General features: G+C 68.3%; 13 protein-coding genes. 8 read left to right on the top strand and 5 right to left on the bottom strand.

What is annotated here, in order from left to right; all coding sequences use genetic code 11:
• The coding region (locus tag AC1DHX_RS11115; protein WP_476900036.1) for a DNA glycosylase AlkZ-like family protein at positions 1-662 on the top strand (662 nt) is incomplete at its 5' end.
• 103 nt (positions 663-765) lie between these two features.
• Positions 766-3504, top strand: coding sequence for a preprotein translocase subunit SecA (gene secA / locus AC1DHX_RS11120; protein ID WP_476900037.1), 2739 nt, complete (start codon positions 766-768; stop codon positions 3502-3504).
• A 233-nt stretch (positions 3505-3737) separates the two neighbouring features.
• On the opposite strand, the gene AC1DHX_RS11125 is transcribed toward secA, so the two are convergent.
• Both AC1DHX_RS11125 and AC1DHX_RS11130 read right to left on the bottom strand, forming a co-directional pair.
• A complete protein-coding gene (locus AC1DHX_RS11125; protein WP_230008799.1) occupies positions 3738-4223 on the bottom strand; it encodes an Rv3235 family protein in 486 nt (161 codons plus the stop codon).
• Positions 4224-4359: 136 nt separating this feature from the next.
• Positions 4360-5220, bottom strand: a complete 861-nt coding sequence (locus AC1DHX_RS11130) for a LysM peptidoglycan-binding domain-containing protein (protein WP_476858878.1) — start codon at positions 5218-5220, stop codon at positions 4360-4362.
• Between the two features lie 129 nt (positions 5221-5349).
• Between AC1DHX_RS11130 and AC1DHX_RS11135 the strand changes: the two genes are divergently transcribed.
• A complete protein-coding gene (locus AC1DHX_RS11135) occupies positions 5350-5919 on the top strand; it encodes a hypothetical protein (RefSeq protein ID WP_476858877.1) in 570 nt (189 codons plus the stop codon).
• A gap of 14 nt (positions 5920-5933) precedes the next feature.
• Here the strand turns inward: AC1DHX_RS11135 and AC1DHX_RS11140 are convergent, their stop codons facing one another.
• Positions 5934-6155: a helix-turn-helix domain-containing protein gene (locus AC1DHX_RS11140; protein WP_018775212.1), complete on the bottom strand. Its 222-nt coding sequence runs from the start codon at positions 6153-6155 to the stop codon at positions 5934-5936.
• A 151-nt stretch (positions 6156-6306) separates the two neighbouring features.
• Here AC1DHX_RS11140 and AC1DHX_RS11145 point away from each other — a divergent pair, with 151 nt between their 5' ends.
• The 4 genes from AC1DHX_RS11145 to AC1DHX_RS11160 are packed head-to-tail and all read left to right on the top strand — an operon-like array spanning position 6307 to position 14696.
• A complete protein-coding gene (locus AC1DHX_RS11145; protein ID WP_476858876.1) occupies positions 6307-6951 on the top strand; it encodes a CpaB family protein in 645 nt (214 codons plus the stop codon).
• Complete coding sequence (locus tag AC1DHX_RS11150; protein ID WP_476859003.1) at positions 6948-8267, top strand: CpaE/TadZ family protein; 1320 nt, start codon at positions 6948-6950, stop codon at positions 8265-8267. The genes AC1DHX_RS11145 and AC1DHX_RS11150 overlap by 4 nt, the downstream gene beginning before the upstream one ends.
• A gap of 57 nt (positions 8268-8324) precedes the next feature.
• Complete coding sequence (locus AC1DHX_RS11155) at positions 8325-13190, top strand: NAD-glutamate dehydrogenase (protein ID WP_476900038.1); 4866 nt, start codon at positions 8325-8327, stop codon at positions 13188-13190.
• A 36-nt stretch (positions 13191-13226) separates the two neighbouring features.
• A complete protein-coding gene (locus AC1DHX_RS11160; protein WP_223916150.1) occupies positions 13227-14696 on the top strand; it encodes a sensor histidine kinase in 1470 nt (489 codons plus the stop codon).
• A gap of 153 nt (positions 14697-14849) precedes the next feature.
• Here the strand turns inward: AC1DHX_RS11160 and AC1DHX_RS11165 are convergent, their stop codons facing one another.
• On the bottom strand, positions 14850-15098 hold the full coding sequence (locus tag AC1DHX_RS11165; RefSeq protein WP_003804966.1) for a WhiB family transcriptional regulator: 249 nt from the start codon (positions 15096-15098) through the stop codon (positions 14850-14852).
• A gap of 404 nt (positions 15099-15502) precedes the next feature.
• On the opposite strand from AC1DHX_RS11165, the gene AC1DHX_RS11170 reads away from it, so the two are divergent.
• Complete coding sequence (locus AC1DHX_RS11170; RefSeq protein ID WP_476858874.1) at positions 15503-15898, top strand: hypothetical protein; 396 nt, start codon at positions 15503-15505, stop codon at positions 15896-15898.
• Here the strand turns inward: AC1DHX_RS11170 and AC1DHX_RS11175 are convergent.
• A complete protein-coding gene (locus AC1DHX_RS11175; protein WP_476900039.1) occupies positions 15866-20278 on the bottom strand; it encodes an FtsK/SpoIIIE domain-containing protein in 4413 nt (1470 codons plus the stop codon). The genes AC1DHX_RS11170 and AC1DHX_RS11175 overlap by 33 nt on opposite strands.
• Positions 20279-20311 lie beyond the last annotated feature (33 nt).

A 20311-nucleotide genomic window follows, 5' to 3' on the forward strand; every position in this document is an offset into this window, starting at 1 on the left:
CCTTCGAACGGCGCTACACCCTCACCGCCCGGGTGCTCCCCGGACCGGGCAAGGAAGCGGTGGCACGCGAACCGGATGCGGCCGCGGCCATGGACCGGCTGATCGACGCCGCGGCCCAGGCCCACGGTATCGGGACGGTGCGATGCTTCGCCGACTACTTCCGGACACCGCAGAAGGACGCCGCCGTCGCCGTCCGGAACCTCGTGGACAGCGGCCGGCTGCAGCCGGTCACGGTATCCGGCTGGGACCGGCCCCTGTACCGCCACGTGGAGGCGAAACTGCCGCGCTCGGCCACCGGCCGGGCGCTCCTGAGCCCCTTCGACTCCCTCGTGTTCGAACGCCGGCGGCTCGAGGAGCTCTTCGGATTCCACTACCGGATCGAGATCTACACGCCCGAGCCGAAGCGGAAGTACGGCTACTACGTCCTGCCGTTCCTGCTCCGCGACGCGATCGTCGCACGGGTCGACCTCAAAGCGGACCGGGCCGGCGGGCGGCTCCTGGCCAGGGCCGCCCACGCCGAACCCGGCGCGCCGGAGGACACCGCCGTCGAACTCGCCGCGGAACTGCAGCTCATGGCAGAGTGGCTGGGACTGGACGACGTAGTTGTCTCGCCAATGGGGAACCTTGCGCCGGCGCTCGCCGAAGCCGTGGCTGCCCGGTAAACCGCACTATCCGCTGTGAGGGAACAGGCGCCACCGGCCTTGCGTCTCTCCCGTAGACTAAACACGCCAGAATTCGGCAGCTTGAGACTGGGAGCAACTTCACGTGGCATCACTTATCGAAAAACTTCTCCGCACGGGTGACAAAAAAACCCTGCGGCAACTGCGGAACTATGCCGATTCCATCAATGCCCTGGAGAGCTCCTTCCAGACCTTCACGGACGCCGAGCTCCGTGAAGAAACTGACCGGCTGCGCGAACGCCACCAGGCCGGCGAGAAGCTCGACGATCTGCTGCCCGAAGCGTTCGCGGCCGTACGCGAGGCCTCGTCCCGTACCCTCGGCATGCGCCACTTCGATGTCCAGCTCATGGGYGGCGCCGCMCTGCACCTGGGCAACATCGCGGAAATGAAGACCGGTGAAGGCAAGACCCTGGTGGCCACMGCTCCGGCCTACCTCAACGCCCTCACCGGCAAGGGCGTCCACGTCGTCACCGTGAACGACTACCTCGCCGAATACCAGTCCGACCTCATGGGCCGCGTCTACCGCTTCCTCGGCCTCACCAGCGGCTGCATCCTCTCCAACCAGGACCCTGCGCTGCGCCGCGAACAGTACGCCGCGGACATCACGTACGGAACGAACAACGAATTCGGCTTCGACTACCTGCGCGACAACATGGCGTGGGACAGCTCGGAACTCGTCCAGCGCGGCCACCATTTCGCCATCGTCGACGAAGTGGACTCGATCCTCATCGACGAGGCCCGCACCCCGCTCATCATCTCCGGTCCGGCCCAGGGGGACACCAACCGCTGGTACAGCGAATTCGCCAAGGTGGTCACACGCCTGCAGGCCGAGACCGACTACGAGGTCGATGAGAAGAAGCGCACCGTCGGTGTCCTCGAGGCCGGCATTGAAAAGGTCGAGGACTACCTCGGCATCCACAACCTCTACGAGTCCGCCAACACGCCCCTGATCGGCTTCCTGAACAACGCCATCAAGGCCAAGGAGCTGTTCAAGCGCGACAAGGACTACGTCATCCTCGACGGCGAGGTGCTGATCGTCGATGAGCACACCGGCCGCATTCTCGCCGGCCGCCGCTACAACGAAGGCATGCACCAGGCCATCGAAGCCAAGGAAGGCGTCGAGATCAAGGCCGAGAACCAGACKCTCGCCACCGTGACSCTGCAGAACTACTTCCGCATGTACGMCAAGCTCGCGGGCATGACCGGCACGGCCGAGACCGAGGCCGCCGAGTTCATGAGCACCTACAAGCTCGGCGTCGTTGCCATCCCGACCAACCGCGACATGACGCGGATCGATCAGGCCGACCTTGTCTACAAGAACGAGACCGTCAAATTCGACGCAGTCGTCAAGGACATCGCCGAACGCCACGAAAACGGCCAGCCTGTCCTCGTCGGCACCACCAGCGTTGAGAAGAGCGAATACCTCTCCCGGCTGCTGGCCAAGGAAGGCGTCCGGCACGAGGTCCTGAACGCCAAGAACCATGCCCGTGAAGCGTCCATCGTGGCCCAGGCCGGCCGCAAGGCCGCCGTCACAGTCGCGACCAACATGGCCGGCCGCGGTACCGACATCATGCTCGGCGGCAACGCGGAATTCACCGCCGTCGCCGAAATGGCCAAGCGCGGCCTGGACCCGGAGGAGAACTCCGAGGAATACGAGGCCGCGTGGCCCGAGGTGTTCGAATCCGCCAAGCAGTCCGTCAAGGACGAACACGAGGAAGTCCTGAACCTGGGCGGACTCTACGTGCTCGGCACCGAACGGCACGAGTCCCGCCGCATCGACAACCAGCTCCGCGGCCGTTCCGGACGCCAGGGCGACCCCGGCGAGTCCCGGTTCTACCTCTCGCTGACCGATGATCTGATGCGCCTGTTCAACTCCGGCGCAGCCGAACGGCTCATGAACAGCTCGGTGCCCGACGACGTCGCACTCGAATCCAAGCTCGTCTCGCGCGCCATCGCCTCGGCCCAGGGCCAGGTGGAAGGCCGCAACGCCGAACAGCGCAAGAACGTGCTGAAGTACGACGACGTCCTGAACCGCCAGCGCGAGGCAATCTACGGCGACCGGCGCCGCATCCTCGAAGGCGATGACCTCCACGAGAAGGTCCAGTACTTCCTGGAAGACACCATCAACGCCTTCATCGACGAAGCTACAGCCGAGGGCACCGGCGACGACTGGGACTTCAACCTCCTGTGGTCCAACCTCAAGACCCTGTACCCCGTGAGCTTCACCCCGCGCGACGTCATTGACGAGGCCGGCGGCAAGTCCCGGATCACGACCGAGTTCCTCCGGGAAGAGATCCTTTCCGATGCCCGTCTGGTCTACCAGGCCAGGGAGCAGGCGATTGGCTCCGAGAGCATGCGCGAACTGGAGCGCCGGGTGGTCCTTTCCGTCATCGGGCGCAAGTGGCAGGAACACCTCTACGAGATGGACTATCTCAAGGAGGGCATCGGGCTGCGCGCCATGGCCCAGCGTGACCCCCTGGTGGAGTACCAGCGCGAGGGCTTCATCATGTTCCAGGCCATGATGGAGGCTATCCGCGAAGAGAGCGTCGGCTTCCTGTTCAACCTTGACGTCGAAGTGACGCCGGCCGAAGACGTTGTGGTGGCGGACGCCGAGGGCCAGCACACCGAACACCACGAGCCGCAGATCCATGCCGCCGGGCTCGAAGCCCCGGAGAAACCCGCGCAGCTGCAGTACACCGCCCCTGGCGAGGACGGTGCCGCCCAGACCCGGATCGAGGCAAAGGTCTCCGGACGTTCGGGAAACCCGGCCAAGGCCGCGGCGCAGGACATCGGCCGCCGCGCTGCGAAGAAGAAGCGGCGCTAGGCACGACGCCAACACGGGAGGACCGGAGCATTTGCCCCGGTCCTCCCGTGTTTGCGCCTCCTTTCCCTTACATGCCGGGCATTCCCTTGCAGACCGGGCCCGGTTCCGCAGGTTCGTGCCCGTCGCTGCCCTCGGCGGCGACTGGCTTCTGCCGGTTCTCTGCCTGTCTGTTGCCGGCTTTCTGCCTGTTTTCTGCGGACTCTCTGCCTGTTTTGTGCCTCCGGCCCTGCCGTTCAGCCGATCTCCAGCACTGTGACGCGCCAGGCCGCCGTGCCGCGCTCCAGCCGCAGCGCGACCGCGCGAACCCGTGATTCCTCGACCACCACGGCGCTGGCCTCGTAGACGTCATCCGACACTCGGCAGGCCCGGACGGACCTGACGGACGGGTTGCGGTGCAGCCTGCCCGCCGTCGGCGAGCTGCCGGAGGCAACCCGGCGGGTCAATGCGGCTCGGTGCTGCAGGGCCGCCAGACAGCGCGGGTCCAGGCGCCGGGAGAGCTGCTGTGCGGGCCGCGTCCCGGCCAGCACCTCGATCGCCGCCTGCACGGTGCTCCGGGAAATCGCACAAATCTCTCGGGCCTCGTCAACAACGCGCAGCGGCGGCGGGGCCGCAGTGGCGTGGTTGGCCGGTGGTGTAGCCGTGCCGGACACAACCCTGAGAGCGGGGGCATGCGGGACGGGGGTCGCCGCGGCTGAGCGGATCCCGGTGACTGCGTTCATGACGGTTCCTTTGCTGATGGCTGGTGCGGGTGGCTGGAACCGGGCGAATCTTCCGACCGGCTTGTCCTGTGGTCTTCGGTGGGCCGGGGCCAGGGCCGGGGCCGGCGCTGCGGCCCGGCCTGTGGTGCGGCGGCCCCTAGCGCGGCGGCGGGAGGACCAGGACCTGTCCGGGCCGCAGGAAGTGCGGGTCGGCTCCGATAGCGTCGCGGTTGCCCGCATAGAGCCGGGGCCACTCTCTGGCGATGTCGGCGTCGGAAGCCAACGGCCCCAGAGCGGCCGCGGCGATGCTCCACAGCGAATCGCCGGACCGGACCGTGACCTCCCTGCGGGCGCCGGGGAAGTCCTGTGTGCGCACATGGCGTGCAGCCAGCGGTCCGGCATCCACGATCGGGCTCAGCGGCTTCCACCGCGGATCCAGCGCGGAACCGGCTCCCGGTCCGTGTGGCTCCGGTGCCAAGGCCTCCCCGGGTGACGGAGTCCAGGATGCCGCTACCGCTGCCGGACCGGGTCTTTCCGGTCCGGGCCCGCCAGGCGCAGTGGCCGCGCTGGCCAGCGGCGCCGTCAGCAGCTGCAGTCCGACGGCGGCGAGCACCAGCCGCCGCATGAACGCCGGGCTGAACCGGCCCGTGGCGGCCGCCGCGCGGGTCCGGCCGAGGCGGTCCAGCAGTGCCGCCGCGACGGCGAAAGCGAGCGACATCACCCACCAGGTGATGACAATCAGCCCGGCCGTATTTGCCACGATCCCGAGCTGGTCCTCGAAGGACAGCGACTGCCGGCGTGCCGAGCCGGACTGCCAGCGCTGAATCAGGAAACTTCCCGTAGCTGCGAGGAAGATCCCGAGCAACAGGATGGCGGCGGCCATGGCGGCGTCGGCCCGGACTGTTTGTCTGGGCATGGGGACGGGCAGGGGCCGGTCCGCGGGTTGCGGCGTCACTGTCCGGTCCATGGGCTGTTCCTCCAGTCGAAATGTGTACCGTTTGATAGTGTTTAATGCCATTTGATAACTTTTAAGCCTGTTTAACTGAGTCTGATCCTCTTGTGCCCCGTTTGTCTAGACGCAGTCCGAGCCTGTGGATAGGGGAGGCCTCGGATTGACCAGTGCGGGAGGGCCGCCTACGCTGGCGCAATGCGGTGGGACGCCTTGTTTGAGGACATGGAGGCACAGCTGGCCGCGCGCCAGCGGCTGGAATTAGAGGCTGAAATAGCCGAGCGTGCACTCGTGGACTCTGCGGGAGTGCAGCTCGCGGACCGGCTCCGCGGGTCCCTCGGGCTCAGTATCCGCGTGCATTTGTCCTTGGGGCGGGTGTTCGAGGGAGTGCTGAGCCACGCGGGCAGCGAGGCCCTGGTCCTTGATGAGCCCCAACACCAGGTACTCATTCCCTACGCCGCGGCCGCGCACTATGGGGGTCTTTCGCGGGTGGCGGTCTCCGAGCCGTCAATCGTCCGCCGGAGGCTCGGTTTGGGCAGCGCCCTCCGGGGACTCGCCAGGAACCGTGCACGGGTGACGATCTTTGCCGGTCACGGGAGGGCAGATATAGGGCTCCACGGCATCATCGACACGGTCGGCAGGGACTTCCTGGACCTGGCCGTGACACGGGACGGCGGGGAACGGCCTCCGGCGAACGCCCGGCAGGTGATTGCCATCCCCTTCGGCGCCCTCGCGGGCATCAGGTCCGTAGGTGCCGCGGGCGGCTAGTCAGCCTGCCAGGTTCAGCTTCCGGCGGACTTCGCCTTGGCCTCTTCGATCATGCGGCTGGCCTCGGCATAGCGCTCCTGGATGTACTGCTCGAGCATCTTCTCCTCGACGCGCCACTGGCCGCGTCCGCCCACCTGGATTGCCTTCAGCTCGCCGCTGCGAACGAGCGCGTAGGCGGCCGGAGAGTTGATCTGGAGCTGCTCGGCAACGTCAGCGAGAGTCAGGAATCGGGGCATGAATCCATTTTGCCACCGTTGAGGCCTACTGGTGCCGTTATCCACAGTTTGCGCCTGTTTGGTCCCGGATCTTCCACCCGGGCGGCCCGGGCGCAACAATAGGGGTGCCCGGCATCCGGGAATGGACGGCGACGACAGGGGGAGCGGACGCATGAGTGGAAGCGCGGCAGCCGAAGGGGCCCGTTTGAAAAGGCCGTCCTGGAAAGACCCCCGGCTCCTCGTCGGAATCCTGCTGGTCCTGGCATCCGTCGTTGGGGTGGTCTCGCTGGTCGGCGCCGCGGACCAGACCACGGAAGCGTACGCGGCGCGGGAGCCGATCGCCGTCGGCGAGACGCTGACAACCGACAAGCTGCACCGGGTCAAGGTGCGGCTCGGCGAAGTGGAACAGCACTACCTGACCCCGGAGACCGGCCTGGATGCCGGACTTGTGGCCGTGCAGCGGATCGGCAAGGACCAGCTGCTGCCGCGTGAGAGTGTCGGGCAGCTCGACGGGCTGGACCGCAAGCCCGTGGCCGTCACCGTCGAGGAGACCCTTCCCGCCCAGGCCGTGGCGGGCTCGCGCGTGGATGTCTGGGTGGCGTTGCCGGATACCCGCAACGGCTTCAGCGAGCCCTCCCTGCTCCTCTCCGGCGCCGAAATTGCCCAGATCACCCCGGGCAGCACAGCCCTGGGCTCCTCACCTTCCACGGTGGTCATGGTGCTCGTTCCCGACGCCCAGATGCCCAAGTTGCTGGGGGCCCAGGCCAACAAAGCAAAGATCGCGGTCGTGTGGAACCCGGGCGGTACCTCGCGATGAGCATTCCCGTGGTGACTGTGGGGGACTCCCGCGATGACCTGGTCGGCGGACTGGAGCGGCTGCACGGGCCTGTGTCCGTTGTCCGGCGGTGCAGTGAGCTGGCGGAACTGCTGGCCGCCTGCCAGAGCGGGTTGGCCCGCGCCGCCGTCGTAGCGGCCGGCAGCGAAGAGCTGACGGCCTCGCTGGTGGACCGGCTGTCCGCCGTCGGCGTCGTCGTCATCGCCTTGACCGACAATCCGGAGGAAACTGTCCGCCTGCGGACCATTGGCGTGGCAGCGGAAGCCCGGGCCGTTGACGCCGCGGCCCTGGCGGCCCGGATTTCCGCAGCGGTGGCGCAGCTCAGTGGCACCGGAGAGGGCCCGGGACCGGCCGCGGGGGACGGCGCCCCTCCCGTCGCCGCCGCAGGGCAGGTGCCGCGGTCTTCCGGGGCGCACACCGTCACCGCAAGCACAGGCGCGAAGGGCCGGATCATTGCGGTCTGGGGTCCGGCCGGCGCGCCGGGCCGGACCCTGGTGGCCGCCAACATCGCGGGGGAGCTGGCCACGGAAGGCCATTCCGTGCTGCTGGTCGACGCCGACAGCTACGGTGCCAGCGTGGCCGCCCTCCTGGGTCTGCTTGACGAGGCCGCCGGGCTGGCCCAGGCCTGCCGGCTGGCAGACCAGGGCCTGCTTGACGCCGATGCCCTGCTCAGGATCGCCACGACCGTGCCGACCAAGGCCGGCGCGCTGCGGGTGCTCACCGGGATTACGCGGGCGGACCGCTGGACGGAACTGCGCGCCGCGGCCCTCACACTTGTGCTGGAGCGGGCCCGGGAGATTGCGGATGTCACTGTGGTGGACACCGGCTTCTGCCTCGAAGCCGATGACGAGCTTGGCTTTGACAGTGGCGCGCCGCGCCGCAACGCCGCGACCCTGCGAAGCCTGGAGCTGGCCGACACGGTCTTTGCCGTCGGGGCGGCGGACTCCATCGGGGTGCCGAGGCTCGTCCGCGGCCTCGCCGAGCTTCGGGCGGCCGTCCCGCAGGCGGCGCCGCAAGTGGTCCTGAACAAAGTCAGGACCTCCGCCGTTGGGCGCTCGCCCGAACGCCAGCTGCGGGCCGCCTGGGAGCGGTACGGCCCCTCGGCGCCGTTGTCGGCGTTCCTGCCGTCCGACCCCGCGGCGAGCGACGCCGCCCTCCTGTCCGGGGCACTTTTGCTCGAATCCGCCCCTGAATCCGAGTTGAGGCACGCGATCGCCATTTTGGTTTGTGCACCTGCCCAGCGAAATAAGAAATCCTTTGTCTTTTCTTCCACAGCACGACGCCGGGCAAAGGGTTAGGGTCAACGTAAGGGCCGCAAAGAGGCGGCTGTGAACTTCTTTTATGGAGGCGTTTCGATGTCGTCTGGGTCCAGCGTGGAGGATCAGCCCGTTTCGATCGGTAGCAGCGAAAGCTACCTCGGGGATTACTACGAGCACCTCGCGGAGGAGGATTTCCGGGCCTATCCCCAGGAAGTCCTGACGGCAAGGACCGAAACCCACCGCCAGATCGCGGCGACGCGGAAGCCGGGCATCGCGAACATCGACCTTCGTGACGAGGCAGACTGCAGCGTCCTGTACATCGTCACCGACGATATGCCCTTCCTCGTGGACTCCGTCAACGCCGAGCTGGTCCGCCAGAACGCGCCCATCCACCTCGTGCTGCACCCGCTTTTCGTGGTGACCCGCAACCGGGAGACGGGCAACCTCGTCAAGGTGGCCCGCGTCCCCTCCCACCTGGGCATCTCCAGCGGTGACACGGCGGCCATGCCGAACCTCTCCCACCTGATCGCCGAGGGCGACAACGCCTCGCACATGGAATCCTGGATCGCCGTCGAGATCGACCTCGTCGGCGAGGAGAAGCGCGCGGAGCTGGTCAAGGGAATCTCCCGCGTGCTTGGCGACGTCCGCGCCGCCGTCGAAGACTGGCCGAAGATGCGCACGAAAGCCCTTGAAATTTCCGCGGATCTGGACCGGGTGGCCAACCGGGCGCAGATTGCCGAGCTGCGCCAGGCCCAGGACCTGCTCCGCTGGCTCGATGACGGGAACTTCACCTTCCTCGGCTACCGCGAATACGACCTCGTGAACGAATCCGGCGAGGATGTCCTGGAACTGCGCGAGGAAAGCGGCCTCGGCCTGCTCCGCGCCGGCGCGGACACCCGCCAGGTCCAGCACCTCACCGAGGCCGGCCGGAAGAAGGCCCGCGAGAAGCGCGCACTCGTGATCACGAAGGCGAACTCCCGCTCCACCGTGCACCGCCCGGCGTACCTSGACTACATCGGYGTYAARAGCTTCGAYGCGGCCGGCAACGTCAACGGCGAACGCCGCTTCATCGGSCTSTTCGCCACMACCGCSTACGCCGGWTCCGTCCGCGATATCCCCGTAGTCCGGGAGAAAGTCGCCGCTGTTCTCAGCGACGCCGGCTTCCCGCCGGACTCGCACTCGGGCAAGGACCTCCTCGGCATCCTTGAAACCTATCCGCGCGATGAGCTCTTCCAGATCGAAATCCCGGACCTCGCCGCCATCGCCACCGGCATCCAGCGGCTGCAGGAACGCCGCCGGACGCGGCTCTTCCTCCGCCCCGACATCTACGGCCGCTTCATGTCCGCCGTCGTCTACCTGCCCCGCGACCGCTACACCACCAACGTCCGCCTGCGCATTGAGCAGGAACTGCGGGAGACCTTCAACGCCGTCTCCATCGACTATGAGGCGCGCATGACAGAGTCCGCTCTGGCCCGCCTCTTCTTCCGGATCCGGCTGCCCAAGGACGCCGACGTCAGCAATGTCAACAGCGACGAACTGGAGAAGCGGCTGGTCCGGGCCGCCCGTTCCTGGGGCGAAGGCATTTCCGAAGTTCTGCGCGCCCGCGGCGACGGCGGCACCAAGGAGGACGGCGCCAAGGAACTGGCAGCGGTCTGGGCCGAGGCGTTCCCGGCCGGATACCGGGTGGACTACGAGATCGAAGACGCGCTGCAGGACATCGACCGCTTCGAAAAGTASGGTGCCGCGGCCGAACGGGCCGGCGAAGCCGTCAAGGAGCACCCGGGCGTCCACGTGTACCTCCCCGACGGCGCCGGAGCCACACTGGAAGAGGACGCCCGCGTCAAGCTGTACATGCTGGAGCCGAAGAGCCTGAGCCAGATCCTGCCGTACTTCCACAACCTCGGCCTCGAGGTCCTGGACGAACGCCCGTTCGAGATCGAGACCGCGGATCACCGGGACTTCTTCCTCTACGACCTCGGCCTCAAGTACCCCGCCGGCGTGGATCCCCAGGCCACCGGCCAGCTGCTGGGCGAGTTCTTCGGCGCCGCCGTGACCGGCGCCGTGGAATCCGACAGCTTCGACCGGCTGGTACTGCGGGAGGGCATGCACTGGCGCCAGGTTGTCGTACTGCGCGCTTACGCCAAGTACATGCGGCAAATGGGCAACACCAACTCCTTCGGATTCCTGGCTGACACCCTGCTGGCGAACCCGGACGTCACCCGGGGACTCAGCGCCCTGTTCACAGCGCGGTTCGACCCGGCGCTCAGCGACTCCGACCGCGTGCTCAGGGAGGTAGAGGTCCTCGCCGGACTGGATGCAGCGATCGAGCAGGTCGCGACCCTCGATGCCGACCGTCTGCTGCGCACGTTCAAGAACCTGATCCAGGCCACGCTCCGCACGAACTACTTCCAGAACAAGCCCCACCTGAGCTTCAAACTGGATCCGTCCCTGATCGAGGGCCTGCCCTTCCCGCGGCCGATGTTCGAGATCTGGGTCTACTCGCCCCGGGTCGAGGGCGTGCACCTGCGCTTCGGCAAGGTGGCCCGCGGCGGCCTGCGCTGGTCGGACCGGCGCGAGGACTTCCGCACTGAAATCCTGGGCCTGGTGAAGGCGCAGACCGTCAAGAACGCCGTCATTGTTCCGACGGGCGCCAAGGGCGGCTTCTACGCCAAGCAGCTCCCGGACCCCGCGGCAGACCGCAGCGCCTGGATGGCCGAAGGTGTTGAGAGCTACAAAACGTTCATCCGCGGACTCCTGGACATCACGGACAACCTGATCGTGACGCCCGAGGGCGAAACCGTCAGGCCCCCGGCCGACGTCGTGCGCCATGACGACGACGATTCCTACCTTGTGGTCGCGGCCGACAAGGGTACGGCGTCATTCTCCGACATCGCCAACGGACTGGCCGGCGAATACGGGTTCTGGCTCGGCGACGCCTTCGCCTCCGGCGGCTCCGTCGGCTACGACCACAAGGCCATGGGCATCACCGCCCGCGGCGCGTGGGAGTCGGTCAAGCGCCACTTCAGCGAACTGGACCTCGACACCCAGGCCGAGCCCTTCACCGTGGTGGGCGTCGGCGACATGTCCGGCGACRTGTTCGGCAACGGCATGCTGCTCTCCAAGCACATCCGCCTGCTGGCTGCCTTCGACCACCGGCACATTTTCCTCGACCCCACCCCTAACGAGGCAACGTCCTACGCGGAACGCCAGCGGCTCTTCGAACTGCCCCGGTCCTCCTGGGATGACTACGACAAATCGCTCATCAGCGAAGGCGGCGGCGTCTTTGCCCGGCAGGCCAAGTCGATCCCCGTGTCCGCGCAGATCCGGACCGCCCTCGGCCTCCCGGAGGGCACCACAGAACTCAGCCCGCCGGAGCTCCTGCGCGCCATCCTCCTCGCCCCGGCCGACCTGCTCTACAACGGCGGCATCGGCACCTACGTCAAGGCCAGCACCGAAACGAATGCCGAGGTCGGCGACAAGGCCAATGACGCCATCCGCGTTGACGGCCGCGAACTGCGGGTCAAGGTGGTTGGGGAAGGCGGAAACCTGGGGATGACCCAGCGCGGACGCATCGAGGCCGCGCTGCAGGGCGTCATCCTCAACACGGACGCGATCGACAACTCGGCCGGCGTCGACTGCTCGGACCACGAGGTCAACATCAAGATCTTCGTGGACCGGATGGTGGCGGCAGGCAAGCTTGAGCCCGCCGAGCGTGCGGACTTCCTGGCTTCCATGACCGACGAGGTCGGCCGGCTGGTGCTCGAGGACAACATCGACCAGAACATCCTGCTCCTCAACGACCGGATGCGGGTCTCCGAATGGAGCCCGAGCTACGAACGGCTGATGGACTGGCTGGAAAAGTCGGCGGACCTCAAGCGGGACCTCGAGGCCCTGCCCACCACGGACACGCTGCGCGAGCGCCTGGAACAGGGCCAGGGGCTGACCTCCCCGGAGCTGTCGGTCCTGGCCGCCTACGCCAAGATCGAACTTGCCACCGCTTTGCGCGACAGCGACCTCGCCGATGACCCGTGGTTCCGCATGACGCTGCGGGCCTACTTCCCGGAGCAGCTGCGGGAGAGGTTCGACGCCGAACTGGACACCCACCCGCTGCGCCGGGAGATCATCGCGACAGTGGTTGCCAACGACATGATCAACCTCGGCGGCATCACCTTCGCGTTCCGTGCCATCGAGGAAACCTCGGCCACGGAGGCCGCCGTCGCCAAGGCGTTCGTGGCCCTCCGCGACGTCTACGAGCTCGACATCATGGTCAAGGAACTCAACGAACTGCCGGCGTCGTTCCCGACCGAACACTGGAGCACCGTCCACCTGGACATCCGGCGGCTGCTGGACCGCGCCGTCCGGTGGCTCCTCGGCCAGGGGTCGGCGTCCCGTCCGATCGCCGAGATCGTGGCCGAATTCAAGCCGCTGATGGATCCCATGCGGGCCCGGCTGCTCGACTACCTCCGGGGTGACGACCGCGCCCGCGTGGCCGAATGGCTGGAGAAGGCGCGCAGCTGGGACCTTCCGGAAGACCTGGCACACCGCTGGGCGGAACTGTTCGAGAGCTTCGTGCTCCTGGACATCGCCAAGATCGTCCACGGCAGCAAGGAATCCGTGGCCGATATTGCCCACGTGTACTACACGGTCTTCAACCGCTTCCATGCAGATTCCCTGCTCGAACGCATCACCAAGCTGCCGAGGGAGGACCGCTGGCAGGCCCTGGCCCGCGCAGCCCTGCGTGATGACCTCTACTCCACCGTCTCGGACATGACGACGGCGGTGCTCGAGTGCACGCCGGCCGGGACTCCCGCCGAGGAGCGTCTTGCGGTCTGGGAGGGCCAGAACGCGGAGCAGCTGGGCCGGGCGAAGTCAATGTTTGATGAGGTCAATGCGCTCGAGGCCGATGACATGGCCTCACTGTCGGTAGCATTGAGGCTCTTGAGGTCAATCGTCCGACGCTAAGGGGCTGCCGTCCCTGGCGTCGCAAATGGAGGTGCTGTGGCAATCTTTACGGACCCAATCAGGGAACATGCTGATTTTGGCCCGGGGGATGCCGAATGGCTGCATCTCCTGGTCGGCGACTGGCAGATGGTCGCCGACCTCGCGTTCGCCGACCTGGCCCTGTGGTTTCCGCACCCGGAGTTCGGTTATGTGGCACTGGCCCACGTCCGCCCCTCCACCACGCACACGGTGTTCCACGCCGACTTCGTGGGGGAGGGGATCCGGTCGGACCTGCAGCCGCTGGTCGACAAGGCGTGGGAGAGCCGCGCGATCGAACGCTCCAACGAGACCAACTGGAGCAGCGACATGGCCCTGCGGGTCGAGGCGGTCCCGATGGTCCGCAACGGCCGCACCCTGGCGATCGTGACCTCCCATATGGACCTGTCGAGTTCGCGGATGCCCTCGCGGCTCGAGCTAACGTACCGGCAATGCGCCTACGATTTGCTGCGCATGGGAACCCTGGGCCTGTGGCCGGACTTCGCGTCGCCCACAGGCTCGCGCCGCGGCGCGCCGCGTGTGGGGGACGGTCTGATCAGGCTCGACGCCGAGGGGATCGTGCAGTATGCCAGCCCCAACGGGGTCTCCGCGTTCCGCCGCCTCGGCGACGGCGAGTCCCTCGAGGGCCGGTCCCTCGCCGAGGTCACTGCCGGGCTTCTGCGGGACCGGCGCATGGTCGATGAAACCCTGCCGCTCGTCGTCACGGGCCGGATGCCGTGGCGCAGCGAAATCGAGTCGCGCGGCGTGAGTCTTTCGCTGCGCGCGATCCCGCTGCGCGACGAGCAGCAGCGGTTCGGCGCCCTGGTCCTGTGCCGGGACGTCTCGGAGCTGCGCCGCCGGGAGATGGAGCTGGTCACCAAGGACGCCACGATCCGCGAGATCCATCACCGGGTGAAAAACAACCTGCAGACTGTCGCCGCCCTCTTGCGGATGCAGTCGCGGCGCATGGTCAGCGACGAGGCCAAACAGGGGCTCGAGCAGGCCATGCGGCGGGTGGCGACCATTGCCCTCGTGCATGAGACGCTCTCGCAGGGCCTGACCCAGAGCGTTGATTTTGACGAGCTCATCGGCCGCCAGTTCCGGCTCTCTGCCGAGGTCGCCTCGCCCTCGCAGCAGGTCAAGACACAGCGTTCCGGCCTCTTCGGCGACCTGCCGAGCGACTTCGCCACCCCGTTGGCCCTGGTCATCAACGAGCTGGTCACGAACGCGGTCGAGCACGGGCTGGAGGGGCGCACCGGTACTGTCTGGCTTATCGCCGACCGATCGGAGAGCGAGGACGGGGATGAACTTCTCACCGTGACGGTGGAGGACGACGGCGTCGGACTGCCGGACACGCCGTACGTCGAGGGCCTGGGCCTGCAGATTGTCCGCACGCTGGTCATGAGTGAACTCGGTGGCACTATCCACTGGCAGGGAAGGGACGGCGGGGGAACCGCAGTCCAGATTGTCCTGAGCCTGACGCCGCGCTGACAGCCTGACGCCGCGCTGATGCCGGGCGCACCGCAGGCTCCGGGTGCACCGGCTTAAACGGACAATGGCCGCGGACCTGTGGGTCCGCGGCCATTGCTGCAGGGTCGTGCGATCGTTGCCGGCACCGTAGCTATCGGTGCTTGGGCAGCAGAATCAGGAAGCGCGCCGTGCCCGTGCTGCGCGGCGCTTGAGGGCGCGGCGCTCGTCCTCGCTCATCCCGCCCCACACTCCGGCATCCTGGCCGGACTCCAATGCCCACTGCAGGCAGGTGTCCACGACCGGGCAGCGCCGGCAAACACTTTTCGCTTCCTCGATCTGCAGGAGGGCAGGTCCGGTGTTTCCTACGGGGAAGAACAGCTCCGGGTCCTTGTCAAGGCAGGCTGCGCGGTTACGCCAATCCATGCTGATCAGTCACTCCATTCCTGGGAACTCGTTAAATGCCTTTGTGAAATTATTCACTAGAGGGTTCATAAGAAAAGGGCCCATTGGGGCCCCCTCGGTCATCTGGATTAAGCGTGTCATGTTAACGCTGTGTAAACAAGGGGTAATAGAGGCCAAGATGCCTCGAGACCGTGAGCGATGCATCACATTCAGTGGCGGCGTCCTCACATCTAGACGACTATGTCCGGTAGTGTGCCAGTGTGTCAAGGCCCCCTGTGAACCCTGAAGATCCCCGTGAAAATGCCGGCGAAAACCCCGGTGAGAATCCCCGCGAAAACCCCAGTGAGAGTCTCCCTGAAAATGCCGGCGGGCCTCCCGAAGCAAATTCGCTGCCGAATCCGGGAGAAACCCCTGGCGGTGGCCCTGTGCGGCCTCGGGGAATTGTTGTCATCGCCGTGATCGTGGCACTGGAAGCCACGGCGTTGCTCGTGGCTGCCGTCTGGTACGGGACCCAGCTTCTGACCGGGGCGCCGGTACTCTCTTTTTGGGGTGCCGTCTTTACGCTCTGCCTGCTGCTGGCCTTCTCCGTGTGGCTCTTTGCCGTCGCACGCTTCCTGCTGCGGGGGTTCCGCTGGCCGCGGGCCGGTGCCCTGGTGGCCCAAATCTTTGTGCTGACCGTTGGCTTCCCCACCCTGACCGGCGGCTATCCGTTGGCCGGACTGGCCATGCTGATCCCCGCTGTGACTGCGATCGTGCTTCTGTTCGACAAGCGGGTCATAGCGTTCGCCTCACGGGCTGCCGGAGCCCCTCCCGCCCTGTAGAGGTCCGTCCCGTGCGGCGTGCCGCCCGGGGGAGATGTGGTCCTGGCCGCCGGCGGCGCGGAGGAGTGCCGCCCGGCCGGCCGGGCGGAGCGCAGCCAGCTGGACGGGCGTCGCGCGGCCGTCGGAAATGACGACGGCGCGTCCCGGCGGAGGACTGTGCTCCGGTTCGAACCGGACCCCGAACGGCTCACTGTCCATGAGCCCGCGCGGACGTATCAGGACCGCCCGCCCCTGGCCGCGCGCGATGGCAGCGAGATCCACCCGTTGCCCAAAGCCCGGGCCCAATCCCGCGGTGAGGATCACCCTCCAGCCCAGGCTGTTCAGGGACGCCAAGGCCCTGTTGGCCTCGGGTGAGAGCAGATCGGCGTCATCTGCGAGCGCAATCGCTGTCCGGTCCAAGGTGCCCGCGAGCGCGCTGGCGTGGAGCCCGGACCAGTACTGGCCGGAAGCGGTTCCCGGTCGCGGCGCGAGCCAGGCGCAAGCAGGGTTCATCCCCGGCAGCGCAGCCAGCAGCGTGCTTTTCCCCGAGCCGGGGCCGCCGAGGACCGCGAGAACGCCGCCGGAGGGCAACTGGATCCCCTGCGGCCGCAGTTCGTCCCCGCCGACCCCGAGGACCAAAGCAACCGCCGGGACCGGGACATCCGCCGGGCCGGGCATGGCGCCGGGCGCGGCAGCAGGCGCCGGAATCCTCTGCCCTGGACCGGAGCCGCACCGGGCCAGCACCTCGTCCACGGTCACCGACCCGGGCAGCGCGTCCACCCGGAAGGGCCTCGTCGAAACGGCCCCACTCGTGGGACGCAGCCCGTCCGCGGCCRCTGGTTCGAACAGCTGGGCCGCATGCCCGGTCGCCACAGGCGCGGGAACAAAAGCGCCGAACACGGCCACGCGGCCGGGGAGAGGCTCCAGCGCGGGAAGCCGCGGCCATGCAAGGCGGCCTTCGTCGGTAGAGCCTAAAGGGAAGAAAATCCGGTTGGGCAGGCCAGCGAAGAACCTCGCGGTCACGAGCTCACGCCCGCCGGAGACGAGGACAGTGATCCCTGCCCGGGAACCGTCCCGCACGATGTCATGAACGAGGTCTTCTGCCCAGGCCAGCGGCCCGGACCGGAATGCCGAAACCCAGGCGCCCCAGCCGCTGACCACCAGGACCAGCCCGGGCCGCGGCCGGCCCGCAGGCGCACCGAGCCGTGACGTGGCTTCTTCGGCAATCCGCCGCAGCACCCTGGCAGCCCGGCGCACTTCGTGCAGGCCGGCTACGGCGCCGACCCGGGATTCCGCTGCGGCGCCGCTGAAAGCGCCGGCGGCGTCAAGTATGTACAGGTGCGACTCCACCCTGCCGGCCAGAAGCTGATCAACCGCGAGGGCCAATACTCGGTCCCCGGCACCTGCTTCAGCGCCGACAAGGCCCAGATGCCCATGCCCGGCGGGACTCCAGCCCAGCTCCGTGACGCGTTGGAGCTCCGGCAGGTCCACCCGCCCCAGCCGGACCATGTCCCGCCCGGCGTGCCCGGAACCTGGGTGCGGCAGCAGGGCCGGCAGCGGATCTGCCACCGGCCGGCGGGGCCTTCGTGTGCCGAGACCCTGCCACACGGCCGCAGCGGCGTCGATCAACGCCGCCGCCCCCTGCGCCGGAGTCAAGGCCGGAGCCAGCGCCGGAGCCGGAACCGGTGTCAGGGCCGCGCCGTCGTCTGCTTCGCGTCCGGCGGAGCCGTCGGCCCGGAAACCGGCGGCTGCCGGTGGCCGGGTCAGCTCGTCCGTGGCCGTGCGAACCGCGACCGTCCCGTCTGACCGCGGGTCGGCCCGGGGCGTCAGGGTGGCTGTCTGGAATTTCTCCGGAGCTTGTGCTCCGCGGACCAGGAACGCCCGCCCGGGGCGTGCGATGGGAATCGCGGCCGCGAGCCCGGAGCCCATAACGTCGAAGGATTCGGGGCCGGACTGGACCCGGAGCGCGATGCAGGTGGTGACATTGGCCCTGATGTCGGCGTTCAGGGCTCCCTGCGGGCGCTGGGTGGCCATGATGAGGTGGATCCCCAGTGACCGGCCGATGGCGGCAATCCTCATAAGTTCGGTGAGGGCGCCGGGCGCTTCGTCCACCAGGATCCTGAACTCGTCAACGATGATGACCAGAGAGGGGACGGGCGGTCCGGCGGCCGGTGACGCCTCGTAGGCCGCGAGATCCGGGGCATTGGCCCGGGCGAGCAGTTCCTCCCTCCGGCGGACCTCGGCCCGCAGGGAAACCAATGTGCGCTCCACCTGCGCAGCGCCCAGATCGGTCAGCATGCCGACGCAGTGTGGGAGGCCGGTGAGCGGACCCAAGCCGGAGCCGCCCTTGAAATCTATGAAGAGCAAGTTGACCCGGTCCGGCGGATGGCTGGCCGCGAGGCCGGCAGCAAGAGTCCGCAACAACTCCGACTTTCCGGAACCCGTGGTCCCCGCGACCAGGAAGTGCGGACCGTCAGCCTTCAGGTCGATCCGCACGGCACCCCGGGCCGCCACGCCGACGGGCGTACCCAGCCCGGCCTCCGCGCCGCTCCGGGACCAGCGCCGGGAGATGTCCTCTGCCGCGAGGGGAAGGACGTCGGCCAGGCTGCAATGCCGGGGGATAGCCGGCGGGGGAGCCGGCGGCGTACGCCGTGCGGCGCTGAACCCACGGCAAAAGCGGTCAAAGACCTCGGCCGGGACCAGATCCGGCACGAAGTCCACGGGCGGGGACCCAACCCTGATCAGGGCGCCGCGCCGGCCGAGGACAATGCCGGGGTGTACGCCGGGACCGGGCTCCGGCGAGCACTCGATCACCCTCCACCCATGCGCCGCCGCCATTGCCCTGAATGCCGGGCCGGCGCCAGCAGCGCCCGGACCGGGCGCGGCGCCTGACTGCGCCGGAGTGTCCCAAAGAATGAGGACGCCGCGGTCAAATCCCCCGCCATGACCCGGAGGACCGCCGGGACCGCCGGGATCGCCGGGGCCGCCGGGGCGGCCGGGACCGCCTGGACCGCCTGGACCGTCGGGAGCGCCTGGACCGTCGGGAGCGGCGGAACCGGCGGCCAGCACGGCCGCAGTGGTGGCGTCATTCGCGGACAGTGTGACGCCGGGCAGGAAGCGCGCCGGCAACGGCACCGTGTCCGCAGGGCCATGCAGCAGCAGTCGGGTGCTGTCCGCCAGGGGATAGGCGGCCAATTGCAGGATGAACGAGCGCATCAGTCCGGCCGTCGCGGGCGCGGGGCCGTGGACGGTCACCACCGCCGGGACCGGGTCCAAGGTCAGGGGCACCTGGCCGAGCGACGGTGGCCGAAAGCCGGCGTCGGGTGGTTCGGGCCGGATATTCGCGCTCTGTTCCGCCAGCCCGAGCCGCAGGCAGATGTCCGGCGGCTCCCCGCCAGGCGCACGGGCTGCCGGGGGCACCGCAGCCGCGCAACCAATGGTCAGGTCAGCCGCGGAAGGTGCGGCGTGCCGGCGTCGTTCCCTGTCCTGCAGGGCGGCCTCCGCCACAGCGGCCTGGAACTCGCGACGCTGGCGGCGGCCCGAGAGGAACGGGACCAGGACGGACACGCCAGAGACTGCGGTGAAGGCCAGGAACATCCACATGCCGGTGAGAAATGCCATGCCGACGCCGACCAGGAGCGGCAGCACCGCGGCCAGCGCCATGGCGGCCCGGTGGCCTTGGGCGGCGGTGCCGCGGACAACCAGCGGCGCGGCAACGCTGGAGCCTGCCAGCACCGTCACGGCGTCCGGGGCAGCACGGGGCACGCCCGATGGCCCGAGCCGGAGCGAGATAGTGGAATCGCCGCAGCGGATCGAGGACGCCGTGGTCACCGGAGCCGTTCGCACGCTCCGGCCATCGACGCTGGTGCCGTTCGCACTGCCGAGGTCCATGATCGTGACGTCCGAGTCCCCGACGTCCAGGCGCGCGTGCTCCCGGGAGAGCGCGGCATCAGGGATCACGACCTCGGTGCCCCCGCGTCCGATCCGGAAGCTTCCCCGCCGCAGGGCGACCAGCGTGCCCGCGCCGGGACCGCTGTCCACGGCGAGCAGCAACGTGGCAGTGTGCCGTCGGCCCGGCCCGGAGCTGAATCCCGCCCCCGATCCCGGCGCGAGCCCAGCACCCTCAACGAGCACAGCACCCTCAACCGGCACAGCACCCTCAACCAGCACAGCACCCTGGACCAGGGGAGGCACGCCAACGGTCATGGCGGCGACCGGCGCTCCGCGGACCGACAGCTCACCGGTCCCGTAGCACCGGGCGACGGCAGCCTCCAGGTCCGCGCCCGGGCACGGGTCGGGGACCTCGACGGACAGCTCAATGAGCTGCCCGTCCGGCGTCGTACCTGCTGCGGGGGCGCTCTGCATCAGGCTGCTGGGCGCGAGAGTGCAGTGGTAAATCATCCGCGGCATCCTTTCCGAGCGGCCGTCCTGTTC

The organism is Arthrobacter sp. 05N33_2 (genome assembly GCF_056397425.1).

Bases quoted from the DNA above. Each gene is read 5' to 3' on its own strand.
- AC1DHX_RS11125 (WP_230008799.1), bottom strand. From the start codon at position 4,223: ATGAACGCAGTCACCGGGATCCGCTCAGCCGCGGCGACCCCCGTCCCG.
- AC1DHX_RS11130 (WP_476858878.1), bottom strand. From the start codon at position 5,220: ATGGCATTAAACACTATCAAACGGTACACATTTCGACTGGAGGAACAG.
- AC1DHX_RS11135 (WP_476858877.1), top strand. From the start codon at position 5,350: ATGCGGTGGGACGCCTTGTTTGAGGACATGGAGGCACAGCTGGCCGCG.
- AC1DHX_RS11140 (WP_018775212.1), bottom strand. From the start codon at position 6,155: ATGCCCCGATTCCTGACTCTCGCTGACGTTGCCGAGCAGCTCCAGATC.
- AC1DHX_RS11145 (WP_476858876.1), top strand. From the start codon at position 6,307: ATGAGTGGAAGCGCGGCAGCCGAAGGGGCCCGTTTGAAAAGGCCGTCC.
- AC1DHX_RS11150 (WP_476859003.1), top strand. From the start codon at position 6,948: ATGAGCATTCCCGTGGTGACTGTGGGGGACTCCCGCGATGACCTGGTC.
- AC1DHX_RS11165 (WP_003804966.1), bottom strand. From the start codon at position 15,098: ATGGATTGGCGTAACCGCGCAGCCTGCCTTGACAAGGACCCGGAGCTG.